At 33.3% G+C, this 18682-nt stretch carries 16 protein-coding genes, 1 tRNA gene and 1 riboswitch; of the genes, 13 read left to right on the forward strand and 4 right to left on the reverse strand.

Annotated features, from left to right (window positions below):
• The first annotated feature begins 1 nt into the window (after position 1).
• From ACOMC1_RS00565 to ACOMC1_RS00585, 5 genes are all read left to right on the forward strand, one after another.
• Positions 2-457: a GNAT family N-acetyltransferase gene (locus ACOMC1_RS00565; RefSeq protein ID WP_420330708.1), complete on the forward strand. Its 456-nt coding sequence runs from the start codon at positions 2-4 to the stop codon at positions 455-457.
• A 340-nt stretch (positions 458-797) separates the two neighbouring features.
• Positions 798-6398, forward strand: coding sequence for a hypothetical protein (locus ACOMC1_RS00570; RefSeq protein WP_420330709.1), 5601 nt, complete (start codon positions 798-800; stop codon positions 6396-6398).
• 155 nt (positions 6399-6553) lie between these two features.
• Positions 6554-6647: riboswitch (TPP riboswitch) on the forward strand.
• Positions 6648-6671: 24 nt separating this feature from the next.
• Entirely contained in the window at positions 6672-7328 is a 657-nt protein-coding gene (locus ACOMC1_RS00575; RefSeq protein ID WP_420330710.1) for an energy-coupled thiamine transporter ThiT, read from the forward strand.
• Complete coding sequence (locus ACOMC1_RS00580; RefSeq protein WP_420330711.1) at positions 7312-8067, forward strand: phosphotransferase; 756 nt, start codon at positions 7312-7314, stop codon at positions 8065-8067. The genes ACOMC1_RS00575 and ACOMC1_RS00580 overlap by 17 nt, the downstream gene beginning before the upstream one ends.
• A 78-nt stretch (positions 8068-8145) precedes the next feature.
• A tRNA-His gene (locus tag ACOMC1_RS00585) sits at positions 8146-8221 on the forward strand.
• Between the two features lie 97 nt (positions 8222-8318).
• On the opposite strand, the gene ACOMC1_RS00590 is transcribed toward ACOMC1_RS00585, so the two are convergent.
• Positions 8319-8882, reverse strand: a complete 564-nt coding sequence (locus ACOMC1_RS00590) for a thymidine kinase (protein ID WP_420330712.1) — start codon at positions 8880-8882, stop codon at positions 8319-8321.
• A gap of 119 nt (positions 8883-9001) precedes the next feature.
• On the opposite strand from ACOMC1_RS00590, the gene ACOMC1_RS00595 reads away from it, so the two are divergent.
• The 5 genes from ACOMC1_RS00595 to ACOMC1_RS00615 all read left to right on the forward strand — a co-directional run bounded on the left by ACOMC1_RS00595 (position 9002) and on the right by ACOMC1_RS00615 (position 12698).
• On the forward strand, positions 9002-9244 hold the full coding sequence (locus ACOMC1_RS00595) for a hypothetical protein (RefSeq protein ID WP_420330713.1): 243 nt from the start codon (positions 9002-9004) through the stop codon (positions 9242-9244).
• A gap of 10 nt (positions 9245-9254) precedes the next feature.
• A complete protein-coding gene (gene ychF, locus ACOMC1_RS00600) occupies positions 9255-10358 on the forward strand; it encodes a redox-regulated ATPase YchF (RefSeq protein ID WP_420330714.1) in 1104 nt (367 codons plus the stop codon).
• Positions 10359-10452: 94 nt separating this feature from the next.
• On the forward strand, positions 10453-10644 hold the full coding sequence (locus ACOMC1_RS00605; protein WP_420330715.1) for a hypothetical protein: 192 nt from the start codon (positions 10453-10455) through the stop codon (positions 10642-10644).
• Between the two features lie 122 nt (positions 10645-10766).
• Positions 10767-11723, forward strand: a complete 957-nt coding sequence (locus ACOMC1_RS00610) for a DHH family phosphoesterase (protein WP_420330716.1) — start codon at positions 10767-10769, stop codon at positions 11721-11723.
• Between the two features lie 9 nt (positions 11724-11732).
• Positions 11733-12698, forward strand: coding sequence for a DHH family phosphoesterase (locus ACOMC1_RS00615; protein ID WP_420330717.1), 966 nt, complete (start codon positions 11733-11735; stop codon positions 12696-12698).
• Positions 12699-12732: 34 nt separating this feature from the next.
• On the opposite strand, the gene ACOMC1_RS00620 is transcribed toward ACOMC1_RS00615, so the two are convergent.
• From ACOMC1_RS00620 to ACOMC1_RS00630, 3 genes are all read right to left on the reverse strand, one after another.
• Complete coding sequence (locus tag ACOMC1_RS00620; protein ID WP_420330718.1) at positions 12733-14211, reverse strand: hypothetical protein; 1479 nt, start codon at positions 14209-14211, stop codon at positions 12733-12735.
• Positions 14212-14733: 522 nt separating this feature from the next.
• Positions 14734-15102: a hypothetical protein gene (locus ACOMC1_RS00625; RefSeq protein ID WP_420330719.1), complete on the reverse strand. Its 369-nt coding sequence runs from the start codon at positions 15100-15102 to the stop codon at positions 14734-14736.
• A complete protein-coding gene (locus ACOMC1_RS00630) occupies positions 15066-15482 on the reverse strand; it encodes a hypothetical protein (RefSeq protein ID WP_420330720.1) in 417 nt (138 codons plus the stop codon). The genes ACOMC1_RS00625 and ACOMC1_RS00630 overlap by 37 nt, the downstream gene beginning before the upstream one ends.
• A 287-nt stretch (positions 15483-15769) precedes the next feature.
• Here ACOMC1_RS00630 and ACOMC1_RS00635 point away from each other — a divergent pair, with 287 nt between their 5' ends.
• Genes ACOMC1_RS00635 through ACOMC1_RS00645 form a run of 3 tightly spaced genes read left to right on the forward strand, consistent with a single transcriptional unit; the run spans position 15770 to position 18666 of the window.
• Entirely contained in the window at positions 15770-16387 is a 618-nt protein-coding gene (locus ACOMC1_RS00635; protein WP_420330721.1) for a hypothetical protein, read from the forward strand.
• 12 nt (positions 16388-16399) lie between these two features.
• On the forward strand, positions 16400-17434 hold the full coding sequence (locus tag ACOMC1_RS00640; protein ID WP_420330722.1) for a hypothetical protein: 1035 nt from the start codon (positions 16400-16402) through the stop codon (positions 17432-17434).
• Between the two features lie 8 nt (positions 17435-17442).
• Positions 17443-18666: a hypothetical protein gene (locus ACOMC1_RS00645; protein WP_420330723.1), complete on the forward strand. Its 1224-nt coding sequence runs from the start codon at positions 17443-17445 to the stop codon at positions 18664-18666.
• Positions 18667-18682 lie beyond the last annotated feature (16 nt).

Consider the following 18682-nt stretch of genomic DNA (forward strand, 5'->3'; position numbering starts at 1 on the left):
AATGGCACAACATTTTAAAATGAGACGTCTTAAAAGAAAAGATTGAAGAGATATGTTTGAATATGGATCTGATGCAGAAACAACTCAATTCTTAAGATGAGGCCCTTATAAGACGGAAGAAGAAGCTAAAGAATCAAACAAGATGTTAAGAAAAGGTTCTGATCAAGTTTTTGCAATAGTTTCTTATGGAAAAATGATTGGAACTATAACTTTCATGAATATAACTGATACTACGGTTGAAGTTGGATTCGTTCTTAATAAAGAGTACTGAGGAATGGGAATTGGTACTATGGCATTAACAAGAGCCATGAACTTTGCTTATAGATGACACAAGAAGAAAAGTATTGTTGCTATTGCTAATAAGAACAACGAAGCATCACAAGGATTGTTGAAAAAATGTGGCTTTGAAATTGATAAACAAGTTAAAGATGATATATATTTCATTTTTAAAATATAACGTCTAATAGCACTAAAAATTTGTAAAACACAAAAATACCGCAAAAGTCGGTATTTTTTAAAAAGTCATTTTTTTATCATTTTTTTATGTATTTTTAAACTTTTTTTGTTGTGTAAGTTTTAAATAACATTGAATAAGTTTTTAAAATAAAGGTGTGTTGCTATTATTAGAATATATAGGAATGGGACAAAAAACTACTATTCCAATTAAAAAAATAAATCAAAACGCCAAAACCAAAGTATCGCCAAATACAAAATCACAAATTTAAAATATATATTATGTTTTCTAAAAATTGTTTCAAGGTAATACCAAAAGGGCTTTTAGGCGCTTAGGGAGAGAAATGAAAAAAATAAATAAGAAAGTTGTTATAGCTACAACAGCTACAGCAGCATTAACTGCAGCAGCAGCAATGACAGTTATGAATACGAAAGCTGTAGAAAATAATGATTCAAAATCAATTAAATATCTACAAAGTCAACAAAATGTTGTGAGTTATGAACAAATGATTCAAGAAAAGACACAAGAAAGAATTAAGAATACTGGAGCAACAACTCAAGAAGAAATACAAAAGATTGAAAGAGATATAGTCAAAGAGAATGCGGGTCACGTTTCTAATAAGGTTGCCAATAGTGTAAATGCTTATGCAGCAGCTAATGAAGAAGTGACAAAATTTACACTTCACACAAGAGTATTCCCATTCCATGTTAAGAATCCAAAAGCTGTTTACAAATTCACTGGATCTACAGATACATTTTATGGATCACTTGGAGCAGCGATGATGGAAGGTAAAGAAAAGTGAACAAAAATACAAGCACTGATGCTTCCAATTGATTTAGAAGTTGACAGATCGAAGATGAACGGAACACAAAGATATTTAAAATATGATTACGTTGTCAAAAAAGAACAATTTAAATTTGAGAACTTCGTTAAAATCGCTAAAATTCTTGGGTTTGAGCTTAAGGATCCAGTTGGTTATAAGGCTACTTGAGAGGCTCAACAAAAAGATATGCCTCTTAAAGCGCAAATAGATACGCAAGTTGGTCCAAATGGAGATGGTAAATTACAATTTGAATTTGATCTTGCTGATCTAACGGGTGTTGATGATATTTTAGTATTCTCAGATTTTAAAACTGATTTATTTAAAAATACTTCTGCAACTGATAAAACTCCAGTTAAAGTTCAACATTCTTTCTATAATTCATTTATGCTTTGAGATACTGCCGATAAAAAATTATTGGGTAAAGATGGTGGTATACATGCCGTTAATGCTGAAAACAAAAAAGTGACGCCTCAATATGGTGACTGAAGTCTTGAAATTGCTCATTCAGGTCATGATGAATGAATAAAACCAGGTCTTAAATTAATTAAGAAGAAGCAGAGAAATATGCTTGTTAATATTGGTAAAGAAGAACAATCACAATATGTTGATGCTCAAATTGAACTTGATAAAGCAAAACTAATTAATCAAAATGGTAAAAGACTTTCTGAAATAGCTAGTGCATTTAATAACCTTGCTAATTTAAATAAGAAAAAAGCGGAATTAAAAACTCTATTTGGAATTGACTTAGACAAATTCGTTGACCCAAAACAATTCAAAGATTACAAACTAATTGCTGGACCAACAGGGGAATTAACAATTGAAATTAAATCAAGTGCTGTAAAGACTGGAACTAGAACAGTTAAACTTTCAACAGTTGTAACTGGTAAAAAGGATGAAGAAATTGTTGCTGCTGATATCAAAGCAATTGAAACAGCACTTAATGATGCAAAACCAGAAACAACAAAAGCAAAAGATTTACAAACTAAAGTTAATGAAATTGCTAAAAATGCAGATGTGACAGATGCAACAGTTAAAGCTGCTGTAGATAAAGCGGTTGCTGATGCAGATGCTGCTGTTAAATTAATAACTGCTGCAGAAACAGCTGCTCAAGAAGCAAAAACAAAAGCTGATGCTGTAACGAAAGCTATCGAAGATGCGACAAAAGCTGAAGATGAATGAAAAAAAGCTAGTGCTGCTGATAAAGATACAAAAGAAAAAGCAATGAAAACTGCTATGGAAGCGGTTGAACAAGCGGTTAAGGAAATGAAAGCAGCTAAAACAGCTGCTGAAAAAGCGAAGACTGCTATTGGTAAGTCTTTAGATACTGCTAAGGCTTCTAAAAAAGCTATGGAAGATGCAGTTGCCGCAAACCTGGATAAAGCAATTGCTGATGCTAAAACAAAAGATGGCGATGCTGCAAAAGCTGCCACAGATGCAAAAACAGAACTTGGTAATGCGACAACTAAAGCTGCAGATGCTGATGCTGCTGCAAAAGCTGCTGATGCTGCTGCAACAAAAAATAAAGATCCTCAATTAACAGCAGGATTCAAGAAAGCTGCTACTGATGCAACAACCGCTAAAGACGCTGCTGACGATGCAAAAGCAAAAGCTGCAGATGCTGATACAAAAGCAAAAGCTGCTAAGAAAGCAACTGAAGATTCTATAGCTGCCGCAGAAGCTGTTAAGAATGCAACAACTCCAGCAGATATAGCAAAAGCTATTGCTGCTGCAAAAGCTGCAAAAGCTGCTGCTGATCAAGCTATGAAAGATGCTGAAGCTGCCGCAACTGCTGCCGCAACAGCTAAAACAAAAGCTGCTAAAGCTAAAGCAACCGCAGATGCTTCTATAAAAGCTGCTGCAGATGCAAAAACTGCAAAAGAAGCTAAAGATGCTGCGGATGCTATAACTGCTGCAAAAGCTGTTGCTGCAAAAGCTGCCACAGATGCAACAAAAACAAAATCAGAACTTGGTGATGCAACAACTAAAGCTACTGATGCTGATACAGCTTCAAAAGCTGCGGATGCCGCTGCAACAAATAATAAAGATCCTAAATTAACAGCAGGATTCAACAAAGCTGCTGCAGATGCAAAAACTGCAAAAGACGCTGCTGACGAGGCAAAAGCAAAAGCTGCTGATGCTGATACAAAAGCAAAAGCTGCACAAAAAGCTGCAGATGCTTCAGCAACTGCTGCCGAAGCTGTTAAGAATGCGAAAACTCCAGCGGATAGAGCTAAGGCTGTTGCTGCTGCCAAGGCTGCAAAAGACGCTGCTGATCAAGCTATGAAAGATGCTGAAGCCGCTGCAACTGCTGCCGCAAAAGCGAAAGCAAACGCCGCTACAGCTAAAACAGCTGCAGATGCTTCTATAAAAGCTGCTGCAGATGCAAAAACTGCAAAAGAAGCTAAAGATGCTGATGACGCCGTAACTGCTGCAAAAGCCGCTGCTAAAAAAGCTGCCGCTGATGCAAAAACTGCAAAAGACGCTGTTACCGATGCAACAACTAAAGCTTCTGATGCTCAAAAAGCATTAGCTGACGCAAAAGCGAAAGCCGCTGCAAATAAAGATCCTAAATTAAAAACTGCACTCGATCAAGCAGTTAAGGATGCTCAAGCCGCAAAAGATGCTGCTGATACTACATTAACAAAAGCAACAGAAGCTGATACAAAAGCTAAAGATGCACAAAAAGCTGCAGATGCTTCAGTAACTGCTGCCGAAGCTGTTAAAACAGCAAAACCAACGGATAGAGCTAAAGCTGTTGCGGATGCAAAAGCTGCGAAAAAAGCTGCAGATGCTGCAACACAAGCTGCTAACAATGCAAAAACTGCTGCTGAACAATCAAAAGCAGCTTTCGATAAAGCTGTTGTAACAGCAAATGCTTCTAAGAAAACTGCTGATACTGCTGTTTCTGGTAAGAAAGAACAAGCTAGAATCGAAAAAGAAATTAAAGATGCAAAAGATAAAGCTACACAAGCTACAAAAGACGCCGCAACTGCAAAAGCTGCTGCTGATAAAGCTGTTAAAGATGCTCAAACTGCAAAAGATGCACTAGCTGACGCAAAAGCAAAAGCTGCTGCAAACCAAGATCCTACTCTAAAAGCTGCACTTGATAAAGCTGTTGCGGATGCTCAAGCCGCAAAAGATGCCGCTGATAAAGCTGTAACATCAACTGCAGCTGCAAATAAAGATGCGCAAGATGCAAAAACAAAAGCAGATGCTTCAGTAACTGCTGCCGAAGCCGTTAAAACAGCAACTCCAGCTGATAAAGCAAAAGCTATGGCTGATGCAAAAACTAAAAAAGCCGCAGCGGATGCCGCGATTGCTAAAGCTCATGCATCACACGTTACTGCAACACAAGATATCGCTGATGCCGCAAAAGCAAAAACAACAGCAAACAAATCTGCAAAAGATGCTGAAATTGCAGCTGACTTAGCTCAAGCTACTGCTGATGCTAAGAAAGCAGCAGCAAAAGATACAGATGCTCAAAAAGCATTAGACGCTGCAAAAGCAAAAGCAAAAGATGCTCAAAAAGCATTAGATGCTGCAAAAGCTAAAGTTACTGCAAACCAAGATCCTACTCTAAAAGCTGTGCTTGATAAAGCTGTTAATGATGCTCAAGCTGCAAAAGATGCTGCGGATGCTACGGCAACAAAAGCTCAAGCCGCAAAAGATGCTACCGCTGATGCTAAAACAAAAGCAGATGCTTCAGTAACTGCTGCAAATGCTATGAAAAATGCAACTCCTGCTGATAAAGCTGCAAAAGAAAAAGCATTTAAAACTGCTAAGAAAGCTGCGGATGCTGCTGCACATGCAGCTGATACAGCGATACATGAAGCTGCACAAGCTGATGCTGACCAAGCGGTAGCTGCCAAAGCTGCGAATACTTCAAAACAAGCTGCTGATAAAGCTGTTTCTGATAAAAAAGAACAAGATAGAATCGCTAAAGAAATCGCAGACGCAAAAGCAAATGCTACAAAAGCAGCAACAAAAGCTTCTGATGCTCAAAAAGCATTAGACGGTGCAAAAGCAAAAGCAAAAGATGCTGACAAAGCACTAACTGATGCAAAAGCAAAAGCCGCTGCGAATCAAGATCCTGCTCTAAAAGCTGCTCTTGATCAAGCGGTTAAAGATGCTCAAACTGCAAAAGCCGCTGCTGATGAAGCAAAAGCAAAAGCAACAGATGCTGATGCAAAAGCAAAAGCTTCACAAAAAGCTGCAGATGCTTCAGTAACTGCTGCCGAAGCTGTTAAAACAGCAACTCCAGCCGATAAAGCAAAAGCTATGGCCGATGCAAAAACAAAAAAAGCTGCTGCTAATGCAGCTGCACAAGCTGCTGATAAAGCAACTGCAGATGCTTCACAAGCAATTGCGAAAGCAACAAAAGCAAACGCAGATGCTAATGCATCAAAAAATGCTGCAAAAGACGCTGCAAAAGCAAAAGCAATCGCTGATGCAAAAGCTGCTGCTGAAGCTAAGAAAATAAAAGATGCTATTGATGCTGCGAACGCTGCTAAAACAGCTGCAGATGCAAAAGCAAAAGCTGCTGACCAAGCTGCAAAAGATGCTGCCAAAGCTAAAGCTGATGCTGATAAAGCACTAGCTGATGCACAAGCTAAAGCAAAAAATGTAGATCCTAAAAACAAAGCTGCAAAAGCTGCTGCTGATAAAGCGGTTAAAGCTGCAAAAGCTGCACAAACAAAAGCAACTGCTGCTGATAAAGGTGCGCAAGCTGCAAAAACAAAAGCTGATGCTTCTGTAACAGCTGCTAAGAAATCTGTAGCTGCTGCAAACGCTATGAAAAATGCAACTCCTGCTGATAAAGCAAAAGCTATGGCTGATGCAAAAGCTGCAAAAGCTGCCGCTGATAAAGCTGCACAAGATGCAGACTCTTCAAAAACTAAAGCTGACAAAGCTATTCAGGATGCGAATAAAGCAAAAGCAGATGCGAAGAAATCTTCAGAAGCTGTAGATAAAGCTACAAACGCTTCAAAACAAGCTAAAGCTGCAACTGTTGAAGAATCTAAACCAGATAAGAAGAAACCAGCCGTAATTGCATTATCAGTTATTGGTGGTGTGTTACTAGCAATAGTATCATTCGGATTATTCTTCAAACTTAGAAAATAATTATCACTAAAAAATAATTAAACAAATAAAACTCTACACACGTAAATACGGTGTAGATTTTTTTATTCCATCATGTGTAACGTTTTATATTCATTAAATTTAAAATACTAGGTTATCAATAAAATGTTTCTTTCTTTTTTAATTTAGATATAATTAAAGAAGAGCAGGGGCACTCCTTAAATGGGGTTGAGAAGCACTCTTATTACCGGTTGAGTTAACACTCGCGTCGGGAGCTATCTTTACTTTCGTCTGCTCAGAAAGCGGACTTTTTATATGAAAAAAACACAACAAAATATTAAAAAAGATCAAGATAACAAAAAAGGATTTTGATTTAAGTTCTCAATAAGAGAAATGGTTATATGCGCATTGATTCTTTCTATGTTCATTGCAGCAAAATCAATAAACTCATTAATACCAGAACTAATGCCAGGGATTAAGTTTCAATTAATCTATATATTGTTACCAATAATATCCTTAGTATTCGGATGAAAGATATCAGGTATAACAATGTCTATTTATATTTTTATAATAGCTTGATTAGCACCAACTTTCTTTATCCATGGGATAACTTATGTTAAAGGTGTAAAATACGTTTTCCTTGAATATTTACTAGACTATGTAATCCCTGTATTATCATTAGCAATTATTCCTGGATTAGTTTTAAGATTCGAAAATAAATTATGAGTATTCTTGTTCATAACTATTGCATTCGTTCTAACATTCCTATCTCACTTTACTGCTGGGATTGTAATGTGAGGTTCATATGCACAATGAGGTTATGGACCTGTTGCATATTCAGCAGCAGCAAACTCTATAGTTGTTTGATCTGCATTTGGATTTAGTGCAATATTTGCTTATCCATGTGTAACAAGAATTAGAATTGCAATTAATGGAATATTCGTACAAAAAGGATATGAAATTGAAAGATAAAGTTAAAGAACTATTAATTGATAAAACAAATATAAAAGCGGAAGATATCAATGAAATAGTTGATTTAAAGGGCGGAAGTAGTTCCAATGAGAACTACTTAGTCAAATTAAACAATGGCACTAAATATCAAGTTAAAATGCCTGATAGACGAATGATTCAATCAAAGAATAACTATGCATACAAAAAATATGAACCAACAATGATTAAATTCATTGGTGAAGATGGTACTCTTATAAAAGAATGGATTGAAGGTGCACAACCTGACTTTGCAAATAAATCAGATTGTATTAAAGTACTTAATGAAATAAAACAATTCCATAAGATTAAACCTCAAGAGAATACGGAATTTGAGTTTGGTCTTTATGCATATAGGGACACAACCAACATTTCTAAAAATCTTTTAGAAGAATTTGATGAATTAAGTAAATTCCTAGAAGGATTCCCCAAAGGGTTTATTCATGGAGATATTAATCCAGGGAATATATTAGTTAATGAAGAAAAAGCTTATTTAATTGACTTAGAATGATCCATGAATGGTTGATTAGTTTTAGATTATGCTTATCTTATTGCTTTCTCTAATATTGATCCTATGATGGTGTCTGAATTTTCTAAATATAATCTGACTGATTTACAAAAAATAGTTAGATTAGTATATATCCATACATTGATGTGATGTGAAAACGAAGAAACTGAAAAAGCTAATATTCTTTTTAAAGAAATAATAAATAAACTCGCTTAGAGTTTTTTTAATGTTTTTAAAAAATGTGATAAAAATTTATGTATAATAATTAAGCAAAAATACTTGCAACAAAATATGGCGGATGTGGTGAAGTGGTTAACACATCGGTTTGTGGTACCGACATTCGCGGGTTCAATTCCCGTCATCCGCCCCATTTTTTTTCGCCATTTTTTAGTGGTTAACTTAAGAATATGGGGTTGCATAGTAAAAACTTATAAGAAAAAAAGGACCTTATGATTAGGTCTCTTTTTTTATTTGTTGTTCATTCCTTCTTGGTGACAATTTCTACATCTTGCTTCATACTCTGAATCTCCAACTACAACTGTTTCTTGAGAATCGGTTTTACGTAGTGTTTTAGATGCAGGATTTCCACACTTGAAACATACTGCTTGAAGTTTAGTTACAAACTCCGCTACAGCTAGTAATTGTGGAGCACTAGCAAAAGGTTTACCCATAAAGTCTGTATCAAGACATGAAATAATAACTCTTACACCCTTGTTAGCTAAGATTGTTGCGATTTCAACAAGTTCATCCCCAAAGAATTGAGCTTCATCAATAGCAACAGCTTTATATGATTCATTTCACTCTTCTAGAATCTCTGAAGCCTTGTTCATTTGTTTGGTATCGATTGATGAACCTGCACGAGAAATGATCTTACCTTTTTCTCATCTATCGTCCATCATTGGCTTGATAACTAACGTTTTTGTTTTAGCGAAACCCAATGTTTTAATTCTTTTTATAAGCTCTTCTGACTTACCTGAAAACATTGGTCCTGTGATTACTTCGATGTGTCCACCTGAATATACTCTATACATAATTGCCTCCCTAAGCATTTCAACCCTTTAATAAGGTACAAATAAGATTGTACTCTTTTTGAAGTGTGAATATTCCCTATAATATAAAAAAATTACATTCGATTTGCTATAATGGGTGTATGAAAAAGAAACTAGATTTAACAGAAGAAATTTCTGTTGATAAAGATGCAAGAAATAAACAAAATAAAAAGAGAATTAGAAGACTTATTTTTTCAGTTATTATCATTGCAATCACAGCTGGCGCAGTAGTTGGAGTTTCTTTCGCTATAGCTATTGTTAACAAACATAAAGAGAAGACTGGTGAGTTAGAAACTAACGCATCATACAGTAGCACAATAAAAATAGAAAACATATATAAATAAAGGAGTCAATATGGCATTAACAGCAGGAATCGTAGGATTACCAAACGTAGGTAAATCAACATTATTTAACGCAATCACAAATTCACAAGTAGAGGCGGCAAACTACCCATTTGCAACAATCGAACCAAACGTAGGTGTGGTTAACGTTCCGGATTCAAGACTAGACGCACTAGCTGAATACGTAAAACCAGAAAGAATCTTACCAGCAACATTTGAATTTACAGATATCGCAGGTTTAGTTGAAGGAGCATCAAAAGGTGAAGGTCTTGGAAACAAGTTCTTAGCTAACATTAGAGAAACAGATGCTATTGTTCAAGTAGTTAGATGTTTTGAAGATGAAAACATTACTCACGTTTCGGGTTCAGTTGATCCTGTTAGAGATATGGAAGTTATTAATTTAGAACTTCTATTTGCTGATATGGATACAGTTCAAAACGTACTTAAAAGAGTTGAAAAAAGAGCTCTTGCTACTAAAGATAAAGTTCTTCTGCATGAACTAACAGTTGCTAAGAAACTTGAAGAAGCATTCCTTGCTGAAATTCCTGCTCGTAAAGTGGAATTAACAGAAGATGAATACAAAACTGCTAGAGGTTACAACTTACTATCTCTTAAACCAATTATCTATGTAGGAAATGTACATGAATCATTTGTTGCTAATCCAGAAGATTCTCCATTATTCAAAACATTAGAAGAAGAAGCTAAAAAACAAGGAGCAGGTGCTATTGGTATCTCAGCTCAAATCGAACATGAACTATCTCAACTAGAAGGTGAAGATAAACAAATGTTCCTTGATGATCTTGGTGTTAAAGAATCAGGACTTGACAGACTTGTTAGAGCTACATACTCACTACTAAATCTTGCTACTTACTTTACTGCTGGTGTATTAGAAGTTAGAGCTTGAACATTTAAAAACGGAATGGCAGCTCCTGCATGTGCTGGTGTAATCCACACAGACTTCGAAAAAGGGTTCATTAGAGCTGAAGTTATTGCATTCCAGGACTATGTTGACAATCATGGTGAACAAGGTGCTAAAGATGCCGGAAAAGCTAGATTAGAAGGAAAAGACTACATCATGCAAGATGGAGATGTATGTCACTTCAGAATTAATAAATAAAAAAATAAGCCTAACGGCTTTTTTTATTTCGTCAAAAAGATTTCAACATAAATAAATATATTGCAATACCAGTGAATTTGCTAATATTGATTATATGTTCAAGAAAATGAAAAAGATAATAATAGGTTTCGGTACCCTTACATCGATTGTGGTTGTGCCAATTGCAACGGCAATTTCGTGCCATGAAGGTGATACACAATGTAATGATGGTACTTTTTCTAATGCTAAAGGAAGAGGTGCATGTTCACATCATGATGGCGTTAGAGATTGAGATTATCATGAATAAAAATATAATTATATAAATTATAAAATAATATTAAATTAAGCAATTGTACTTGTTTTTTTATTTATCAATTATGTTTTAAGGTTGTTTCTAATATGTATAATTTACTAAATAAAAGGAGTGATATGTTAAATAAAATAATAGAGGGAATTAAAGCATCAGATAAGATCGCTTTATTCCACCACATAAACCCAGATGGAGATACACTTTCTTCTTCATATGGTTTAGCCCTTGCGCTAAGAAGTAAGTTCCCCGAAAAGGAAATCAAGGTTGTTGCCAACAAAAAAGATCTTTTTAGAAGATTTGAATTCATTGATTTTAAAGAAGAAGTATTTATTGATTCAATTGATGAAACTTGAACAACAGTTGTTGGAGATACATCTGATATTAAAAGAATTGATAGAAATGAAGAATTCTTAAAAGGAAAAATGAAAATATGTTTCGACCATCACCAAAATGATGCAACTATGGAATATGATATTTTCTGAAAAGAATCATCATGAATTGCTTCATCATTACAAGCTGTTGAAATAGCTAAAGCACTTGAAGTTGAATTTGATAAAGATATTGCTTTCCACTTAGCTGTAGGTATCCTTACAGATTCAGGAAACTTTGCATTCTCACTAGGTGATCCAATGCCAATGAAATCTTACGGATTCTTATTAGGATTTATGGAAGATTCACAAATCGACCATTTATTCAATTCAATGAGAAGAAGAACTAAGAAAGATATTGATATTGAAAAATTCATGTGAAACAATGTTCAATACAAAGAAAATCTTACTTACTTAAAAGTAACAATGAAAGATTTAGAAGAACTTGGTGTTGAAGAAAAAGACGTTAAGATGAAAGTTAATAGAATGGGGAACATCGAAGGTTTCGATAGATGAGCTCTATTTACTGAAGTGTTAGATAAAGAAGGAAACATGTATATTAAGGGTTCAACAAGATCACTTGGATGTAATGTTTCAAAAGTTGCTATGAAGTTTAATGGTGGAGGTCACGTAAGGGCTGCTGGAGTTCAAGCAAAAGATTGAAATGAAGTAGAGGAAATCATCACAGCATTAATTGCTGCTGAATAAGGAGATATTATGAAACAACAAATTGTAGAAGCATTAAAAAATGCAGATAAGATCGCTTTATTCCACCACATAAACCCAGATGGAGATACACTTTCTTCTTCATACGGATTTGCACTTGCACTTAGACAAATTTTCCCAGAAAAACAAATAGCTTGAGTAATTAATAGAGAAGCTATTGTTGATAGATTCCCATGAATCGAATTAGATGAATCAATTATTAGAGATTCAATTGATGAAACATGAACAACAGTTATTGGTGATACATCAGCTATCAATAGAATTGATAGAAAAGAAGAGTTCTTAAAAGGTGAAACAAAAATATGTTTTGACCACCACAGAAATACTCCTGATTATGATTACGATATTATGTGAATTGAATCAACATGAATCGCATCATCATTACAAGCGGTAGAACTAGCTAAAGCTCTTGGTGTGGAACTTGATGAAAACATTGCTTTCCACTTAGGAGTTGGTATCCTTACAGATTCAGGAAACTTCGTATATTCAAGAGCTAATCCACACCCTGTATTAGCATTCAGCGGATTACTAGAACACATTTCAAATGAGAAAATGGACTTCCTTTACCAACAACTAAAAAGAAGAACAAAAGATGATATTGAAATGGCACAATACATTTTAAATAACATGCAATTCAAAGGTAACCTTACATATTTAAAAGCTTCAAAAGAAGATTCAGAAAAATATGGAGGTAAGAACCTTAAAATCAAAGTTAACCAAATGGCAAACATCGAAGGTTACGATAGATGAGCTATCTTTGTAGAAATGGCTGATAAAGATCCTGAAGAAGGTATTATTGCTGAATTCAGATCACTTGGATGTAACACATCAGAAGTTGCTATTGCACATGGCGGAGGAGGACACATTAGAGCATCTGGTTGTCCACCAAAATCATGAGAAGAAGTTGATCAAATTATTGATGAATTAATTGCATTACCAGCAACACCAGAAGAATAAAAAAACAACACGTTTGTGTTGTTTTTATTAATTGCTATTTTCTTGCTACATATATTCTTCCGATTGAATTATCTTTGTTAATTTTGAATGAAACAACTTTTAAGTTTAGGCCATTGAAATATTTGTTTAAAATAATTTGAGCAATTTCGTGTGGTGTTGCAAATGATTTTTTACCTAGTCTAACAATTTCATCATTAATGAAATCTCCTAATAGATTTCTTACATAACTACCAAAGTTAATTACGTATGATTTTGTACTATCTTGAGCTCTATAAACAAAATCATTACCTTGGAATGAAAGGAATATATCTCCGTATTTTGAAGCTTCGAATGTTTTCTTACCTGTTTTTTCAATATAACGTGAGACACCATCTTCTGTAACTTTCTTGTATTCTACGTTTTCATAGTCACCATTAGCATTTACTTTACCAATTTTTGTGATTGTATATGTAACTGTATCAAATCCGATTTTTTCAGTAGATGTTTGACCAACTTCCATTTTTCTAAATCATAATCTAGTTGGTTTACCTTTTTTAGTTTCTAGTAGGTATCCCCTACCTGCTAATGAAGGAGCAATTGAATCGTTGAAGATATCATTGTTAAACATTCCTTTTGAAGCTTTTAATCTATCTTCTTTATTTACAAGTGAAAGATTTGTGTGTTTAACTATTTCGTTATATCTTTCTGTGTCAAATATTTTATTGAATTCCCTTGTTAGTGATGTTGGTGCATAGATACCTTCACTAGCGTTAGTTGCTTTCTTAGTGTTTGGCTTTTTAATAGCCTTTACAGCTTTCTTGGAAATTTCCTTAGTATCTTTGACATGGGTTGGGTTTTTAACTGCTACAACAGGTTTATGTGTTGTTTTAGCAGCCTTTACGGGTTGAGCCTTAACTGGTTTAATAGATTTCTTAACAGCTGGCTTAGTTACAACTTGTTTTAATTGACCTATTGTCTTAGCTACATTTGTAATATCATTTTTAACATCTGCCATTTTTGATTGAATCTTCCCAATTTTTTGTAAAGCAGTTTTAACAACGTTGTTTAATGTTCCGCCCATACCTGATAGACCATCTAGGTTGTTGTTGATAGTTTTAATTAAAGTCTTTTGTTCAGTTTCGTCTTTTTGAAGTGATTTTAATTTCTCTTCTTTAAGATCTTTAATTGTTTGTAGATGTTTAATATTGTTTTCTGTTAATTTTTTAATTTGGTTAACAAGATTTTTAATTGTTGCACTTTCTGGACTGTCTTGCATTTCTGCATTGTTAGCAATGCTTAAGTACTCTTCGATTGCAGATTGTAGTTCTACAGGGTTTCCACTTTCTAATGAATTCGTTAATTTATTGATTAACTTTTGTGATGCTTGTTTATATTGTGTCAGTGTAGCGCTTGAATGATGTTTAATCACACGTTTTTCTGGTGCTTGATTACCACAGGCGATTGTAGTTGCTAAAGGTGCTATAACGGCGGCGATTGCACCTAAGCTTAATACTGCTTTCTTTTTATTCTTCATAATTCTCTCCTTAATATTTCTTTATTTTTAACATAGATAGTTTTTGATTGAAACTACCATGCGAGAGTATTATATAGTACAAAATAAAGAAAAACTCTGAATGTGTATAGAAAATATTTTTCAAAATAATTATGTTTTAAAAATTAAAAACCATTCTTTAAAAATGCGTTGATTTTCAAGTGATGAATATATACTCCCATTACTGGATATTTCCCTATTTAAGCACCTATCAACACATTTCTAAATGATATGAATATATTTTCAAAGTTAGATTTGGACCATTGTTATGTTGAGATACTTATGGGTAATCGAATGAATATTAGAGAAAGATAATGCTATAGAACCTGAGTTGTTAAGTGCTGATGCACCTAAAGTAATTCCTAGTATAAAAGGTATAAACAATATTAGTAATTGTATAAAGTTAAAAGTCGACTTTTGTGTTTTGTGATCATAAGACCTCGACCCGTTTTTATTGATGTTTGTTTATTGCAAAAAAATAAAAACAACACGTTTGTGTTGCTTTTATTTAACGGCTTTTGAAGTAAGTGTTTCAACTTCTTTTGCAAGTTTGCTTGCAATTTTATTAAGAACAGCAAATTGAGTTACCAATTCTTTACCCTCTTTTGTTTTTGAAAAAGGATTCTTAGATAATTCTTCTGGTTTAGCATTCATCATTTGTCCTAGGAATTTGTTACCTTCTTTTGAAGCTACTAATGTTGAGATTTCTCATAAAGCTACTGAGTACTTTTTAATATCTTTTCTCATTTCATCGGTAAAAGTAAAACTTTCTTTTGTTGAGTCTTTCTTAGTTACAACAATAGTTTTAATGCTTGTGATTTCTTCTATTACAGATTCTATTTTTTTAGCATTAGTTTGAGAAACCTCCACCATTTTTTTGCACTTGTGTTTGCATTATTGGCTTTCATTATTTTTTCAGTTCATTCATCATAAGCAAATGTTTTTGATAATGAAGCATCGTGCTTTGTTATTGATTTATTTAAGAATTTATTTCTTGCGAAAAGTGGTTCCATCATAAAGATTTTAATAACGCTCTTTTTGATTTCAGCTTCTTTTTCAAGGTTGGTAGATATATTGGTTGTTTCGTTAAGTTTTAGAGATTTATCTATCTTGCTCTCAAGAGTTTTTTTAGACTCCATGAATTTTTCGAAATTTGTTTTCTCTTTATCTTGCTTTCCACAAGAAACGGCAATAACGGGTGTAATTGCTACTGCAGTAGCTAAAACTCCCATTGTAATCTTTTTAGTTTTCATATTCTCTCCTTTAAATATTTCCTTTTTATTATATAACTTTTTTATATTCGAGTACTTGTTTTAACAAGTTCAAATAAAAAATGTATTTTGGAATATAATAAAATAGCACAAATGAAAAGCTAAGAATAAATGTAAAAGGAATGACTCAGTCAGCTGTCCTAGCAACCGTAAAGCCGGAAAACTTATTTATGATCAAAACTATACTTTACTAAGGATAAAGTTATTGCCCTTTAAATGCAATAACTTATTACAAGTTGTGCATTTTATTTTATAAAAAAGGAGCAAAAATGAATAAAAAAATTAAGATAGGGATCCTATCAACAGCAATGGTCGCATTGCCAATAGCCACAGTAATTTCATGTGGTAAAGAAGAAAAAACAAAGCCACAAAGTCCAAAAACACCTAGCGCAGGAATCAATACCCCTGATTCTAAAACAAACCCAAAACCCAAAGTAACTAAAGTAACACCTAAGGTAAAAACAACACCACAAGTTCAATCAGTTACTATTGGTAATATATTCAATATATTAAATGAAGAAACAATTAAAAAAGCAGGAAGAAAAAGTATACTTTCAAAAGCAAATATGCATTTTGATTCAGCTACATCAAAGAATATTTATAAATCCACTAATAAAGAATTTATATTTGACGTATCATATCCAAAACTATTAATTAAAAGTAGTAGGATTAAAAACGCTAAACCAGGTAAAGTTTTAAACACAACATTCAAGTTAAATAAAACAGAGTTCGACATACTTGCTAAATTCTATACAGAGATTTTTATGAAGTATGGAAAACACCAAGAAAAATTACCTGCAGGCATTAAACACGATAGAAAACTGATAGTAGAACTAATAAATAAAGTGAAACCAACTTCTCATTGAATGATTACAGTTGTCGAATAAAAGGAAGTCATTATGAAAAAAATAAAAATGAGCTTAGCAACCCTAGTTGTTGTCGCTACACCAATGGTTGCAGTTGTTGCTTGTTCCAATGGGAAGAATGACGCACAGAATAAAAATACTAACTCAAACAAAAATACACCCAAACAAGAAGCAAAGTTTGTTGAGGTTCCATATACAATCCATACAACTTATGAACTTATTAATTTTGATATGTTGAGAGATGCTGATGAGAAAGCAAGGATGGAAGCTGATGCTGAACCTGGAAAACACTTTATCTCTTCGACCAATATCCAAACAAAAGGTTCTCATGGTGACCTATTAATGAAAAAGGTTTTAAATGATGAAAACAATACTTTCTACATTGATTTGCTTGATAGAAATGATAATTCTCATTTAAGTGATAAACCAATAAAACTAAACAAAGATGAGTTGATGAGTTTATCTAAATTCATAACAAAAATACTTTTGGAAAACCCTCAAAAACAAAAAACTAAAAGATATCTACCTATAGATATTAAGCATAATAGAAAAGAACTTATTGATGTCTTGAATAAAGATCAAAAAGGTAGAGAGTATTGAAACAATGTGTATGTTGACACACCAAAAAACGTTGATATATCAGAAGCTAAAAAACACCCTGTAACAATTAATAATTTTGGTTACATTTTAGTTAAGAAAGACATAGCTAAATGAAGATGAAATCTTTTACTGGGGAACCTAATTAATTCCAATGATATAAGTTCATGGGATAAAAGACAAAAAGAAATCGTGGATAAAAAGAATACTTGATTTATTTTGAACCCTGACTATCCAACTAGATTAAATAAAACGGGTAAAGTTCTTAAAACTCCAATTGGTCTTACAAGATATGAATTTGAAGTATTTTCTTCATTTTGAACAGAATTTTACTCTGCACCAGTTTGAAATACAGAAGTGAAAATGGTTCTACCAATTGAATTAACAAGACATAGAGAAGAATTAATAGGTATGTTAAATAACATGCGTGATTACAACCATAAAAACTTAATAGTAGTAGATCATAAGTAAAGGGATAAATGAAAGAAAAAACAACATTGAAAAAAGCATTTAAAATAACACCTCAACGTATTGCGTTGTTGGGGATGTTTTTAGCATTACTTCTTGTATTCAAATATGCTTTTGGATTTGTTCCTGGTATAGAAACTACAACATTCTTATTTATTATATTCGGTATCTTTTTACCTATACTTGACCTAAGTATTTTGATTGCATCGTTTAACTTAATAATCATCGCTATTTATGGTGTGGGTTATTGATGAATAATGTATTGATTAATTTGACCAGTCATTGCATTTGGTTCTAAATTAATTTCCTTAAAGATAAAGAGCATATACTTCTTTGCTTTCTGAGGATTCATAATGGGTATGTCAATTGGGTTTTGATACTACTTCTTAGATCTTGCAATACAAGGTCCTGAATATGCAAGGATAAGAATTATTACTGCATTACCGGTAAACCTTATTGAAGGATTTACAACAATGTTCTTGGTAGTGCTTCTTGCAATACCAATTCAAAAAGTGTTTAAACTATCATCATCAAAATTTTATGATGGAGAAGTGTTTGCGTTTAAAATAACCAAGAACCCAAAACTAGCAATTTTCATTACAATAATATTAGCGTTGCTATCAACGTCAGCTATAGTTACAATTTTTGTAACAGAAGAAGTATTTGTAAAATGACAGAATAAAGAACTTCGAAAGAAAATGAATCATGATTATTTACCTTCCAATGGGGATACACCGAAAACTATAAGTAACACTAAAACTAAGTATGGTGTTTATAAAGAATTAGATAATCTTTCAATAACTAAAGACACAACACCAAACACGGGTGGTAGCATGTATCTAACTAACCAAAGTTATAACAGTGTTTTAAAGAAGGTTAAGGATTTACCAGGTAAACAGGTTGCTATTGTTGTTATTGCAGATAGAAAGACCTATACAGAGATATTAGATATACCAAATTGAAAAAGTGGAGACAAGGTATCAACTATTTTAACTAAGTCTAAAAGATTCAACTTTAATCTTGGAAGAAATAATGGTGCATTATATGAATTTGGTTTTAAAGGAATTGCGGATGATAAAAAAACCAAAACAAATAAATGAGGAGAATCAAACAAACAATGAGATAGACACTTCTACCCTCTGTATTACATAAATCATAAGTATGCAGGTTTATATGTTAACTTACAAAATGTAGAAGATGAAGATATATTGGAATTCTCATATGATCATATTTAATAAAAGGCTATAAAGT

Origin of the sequence: Mycoplasma todarodis (genome assembly GCF_965212735.1) — a bacterium.
GTDB classification, from domain to species: Bacteria; Bacillota_I; Bacilli_A; order Mycoplasmatales; family Metamycoplasmataceae; genus Mycoplasma_K; species Mycoplasma_K todarodis_A.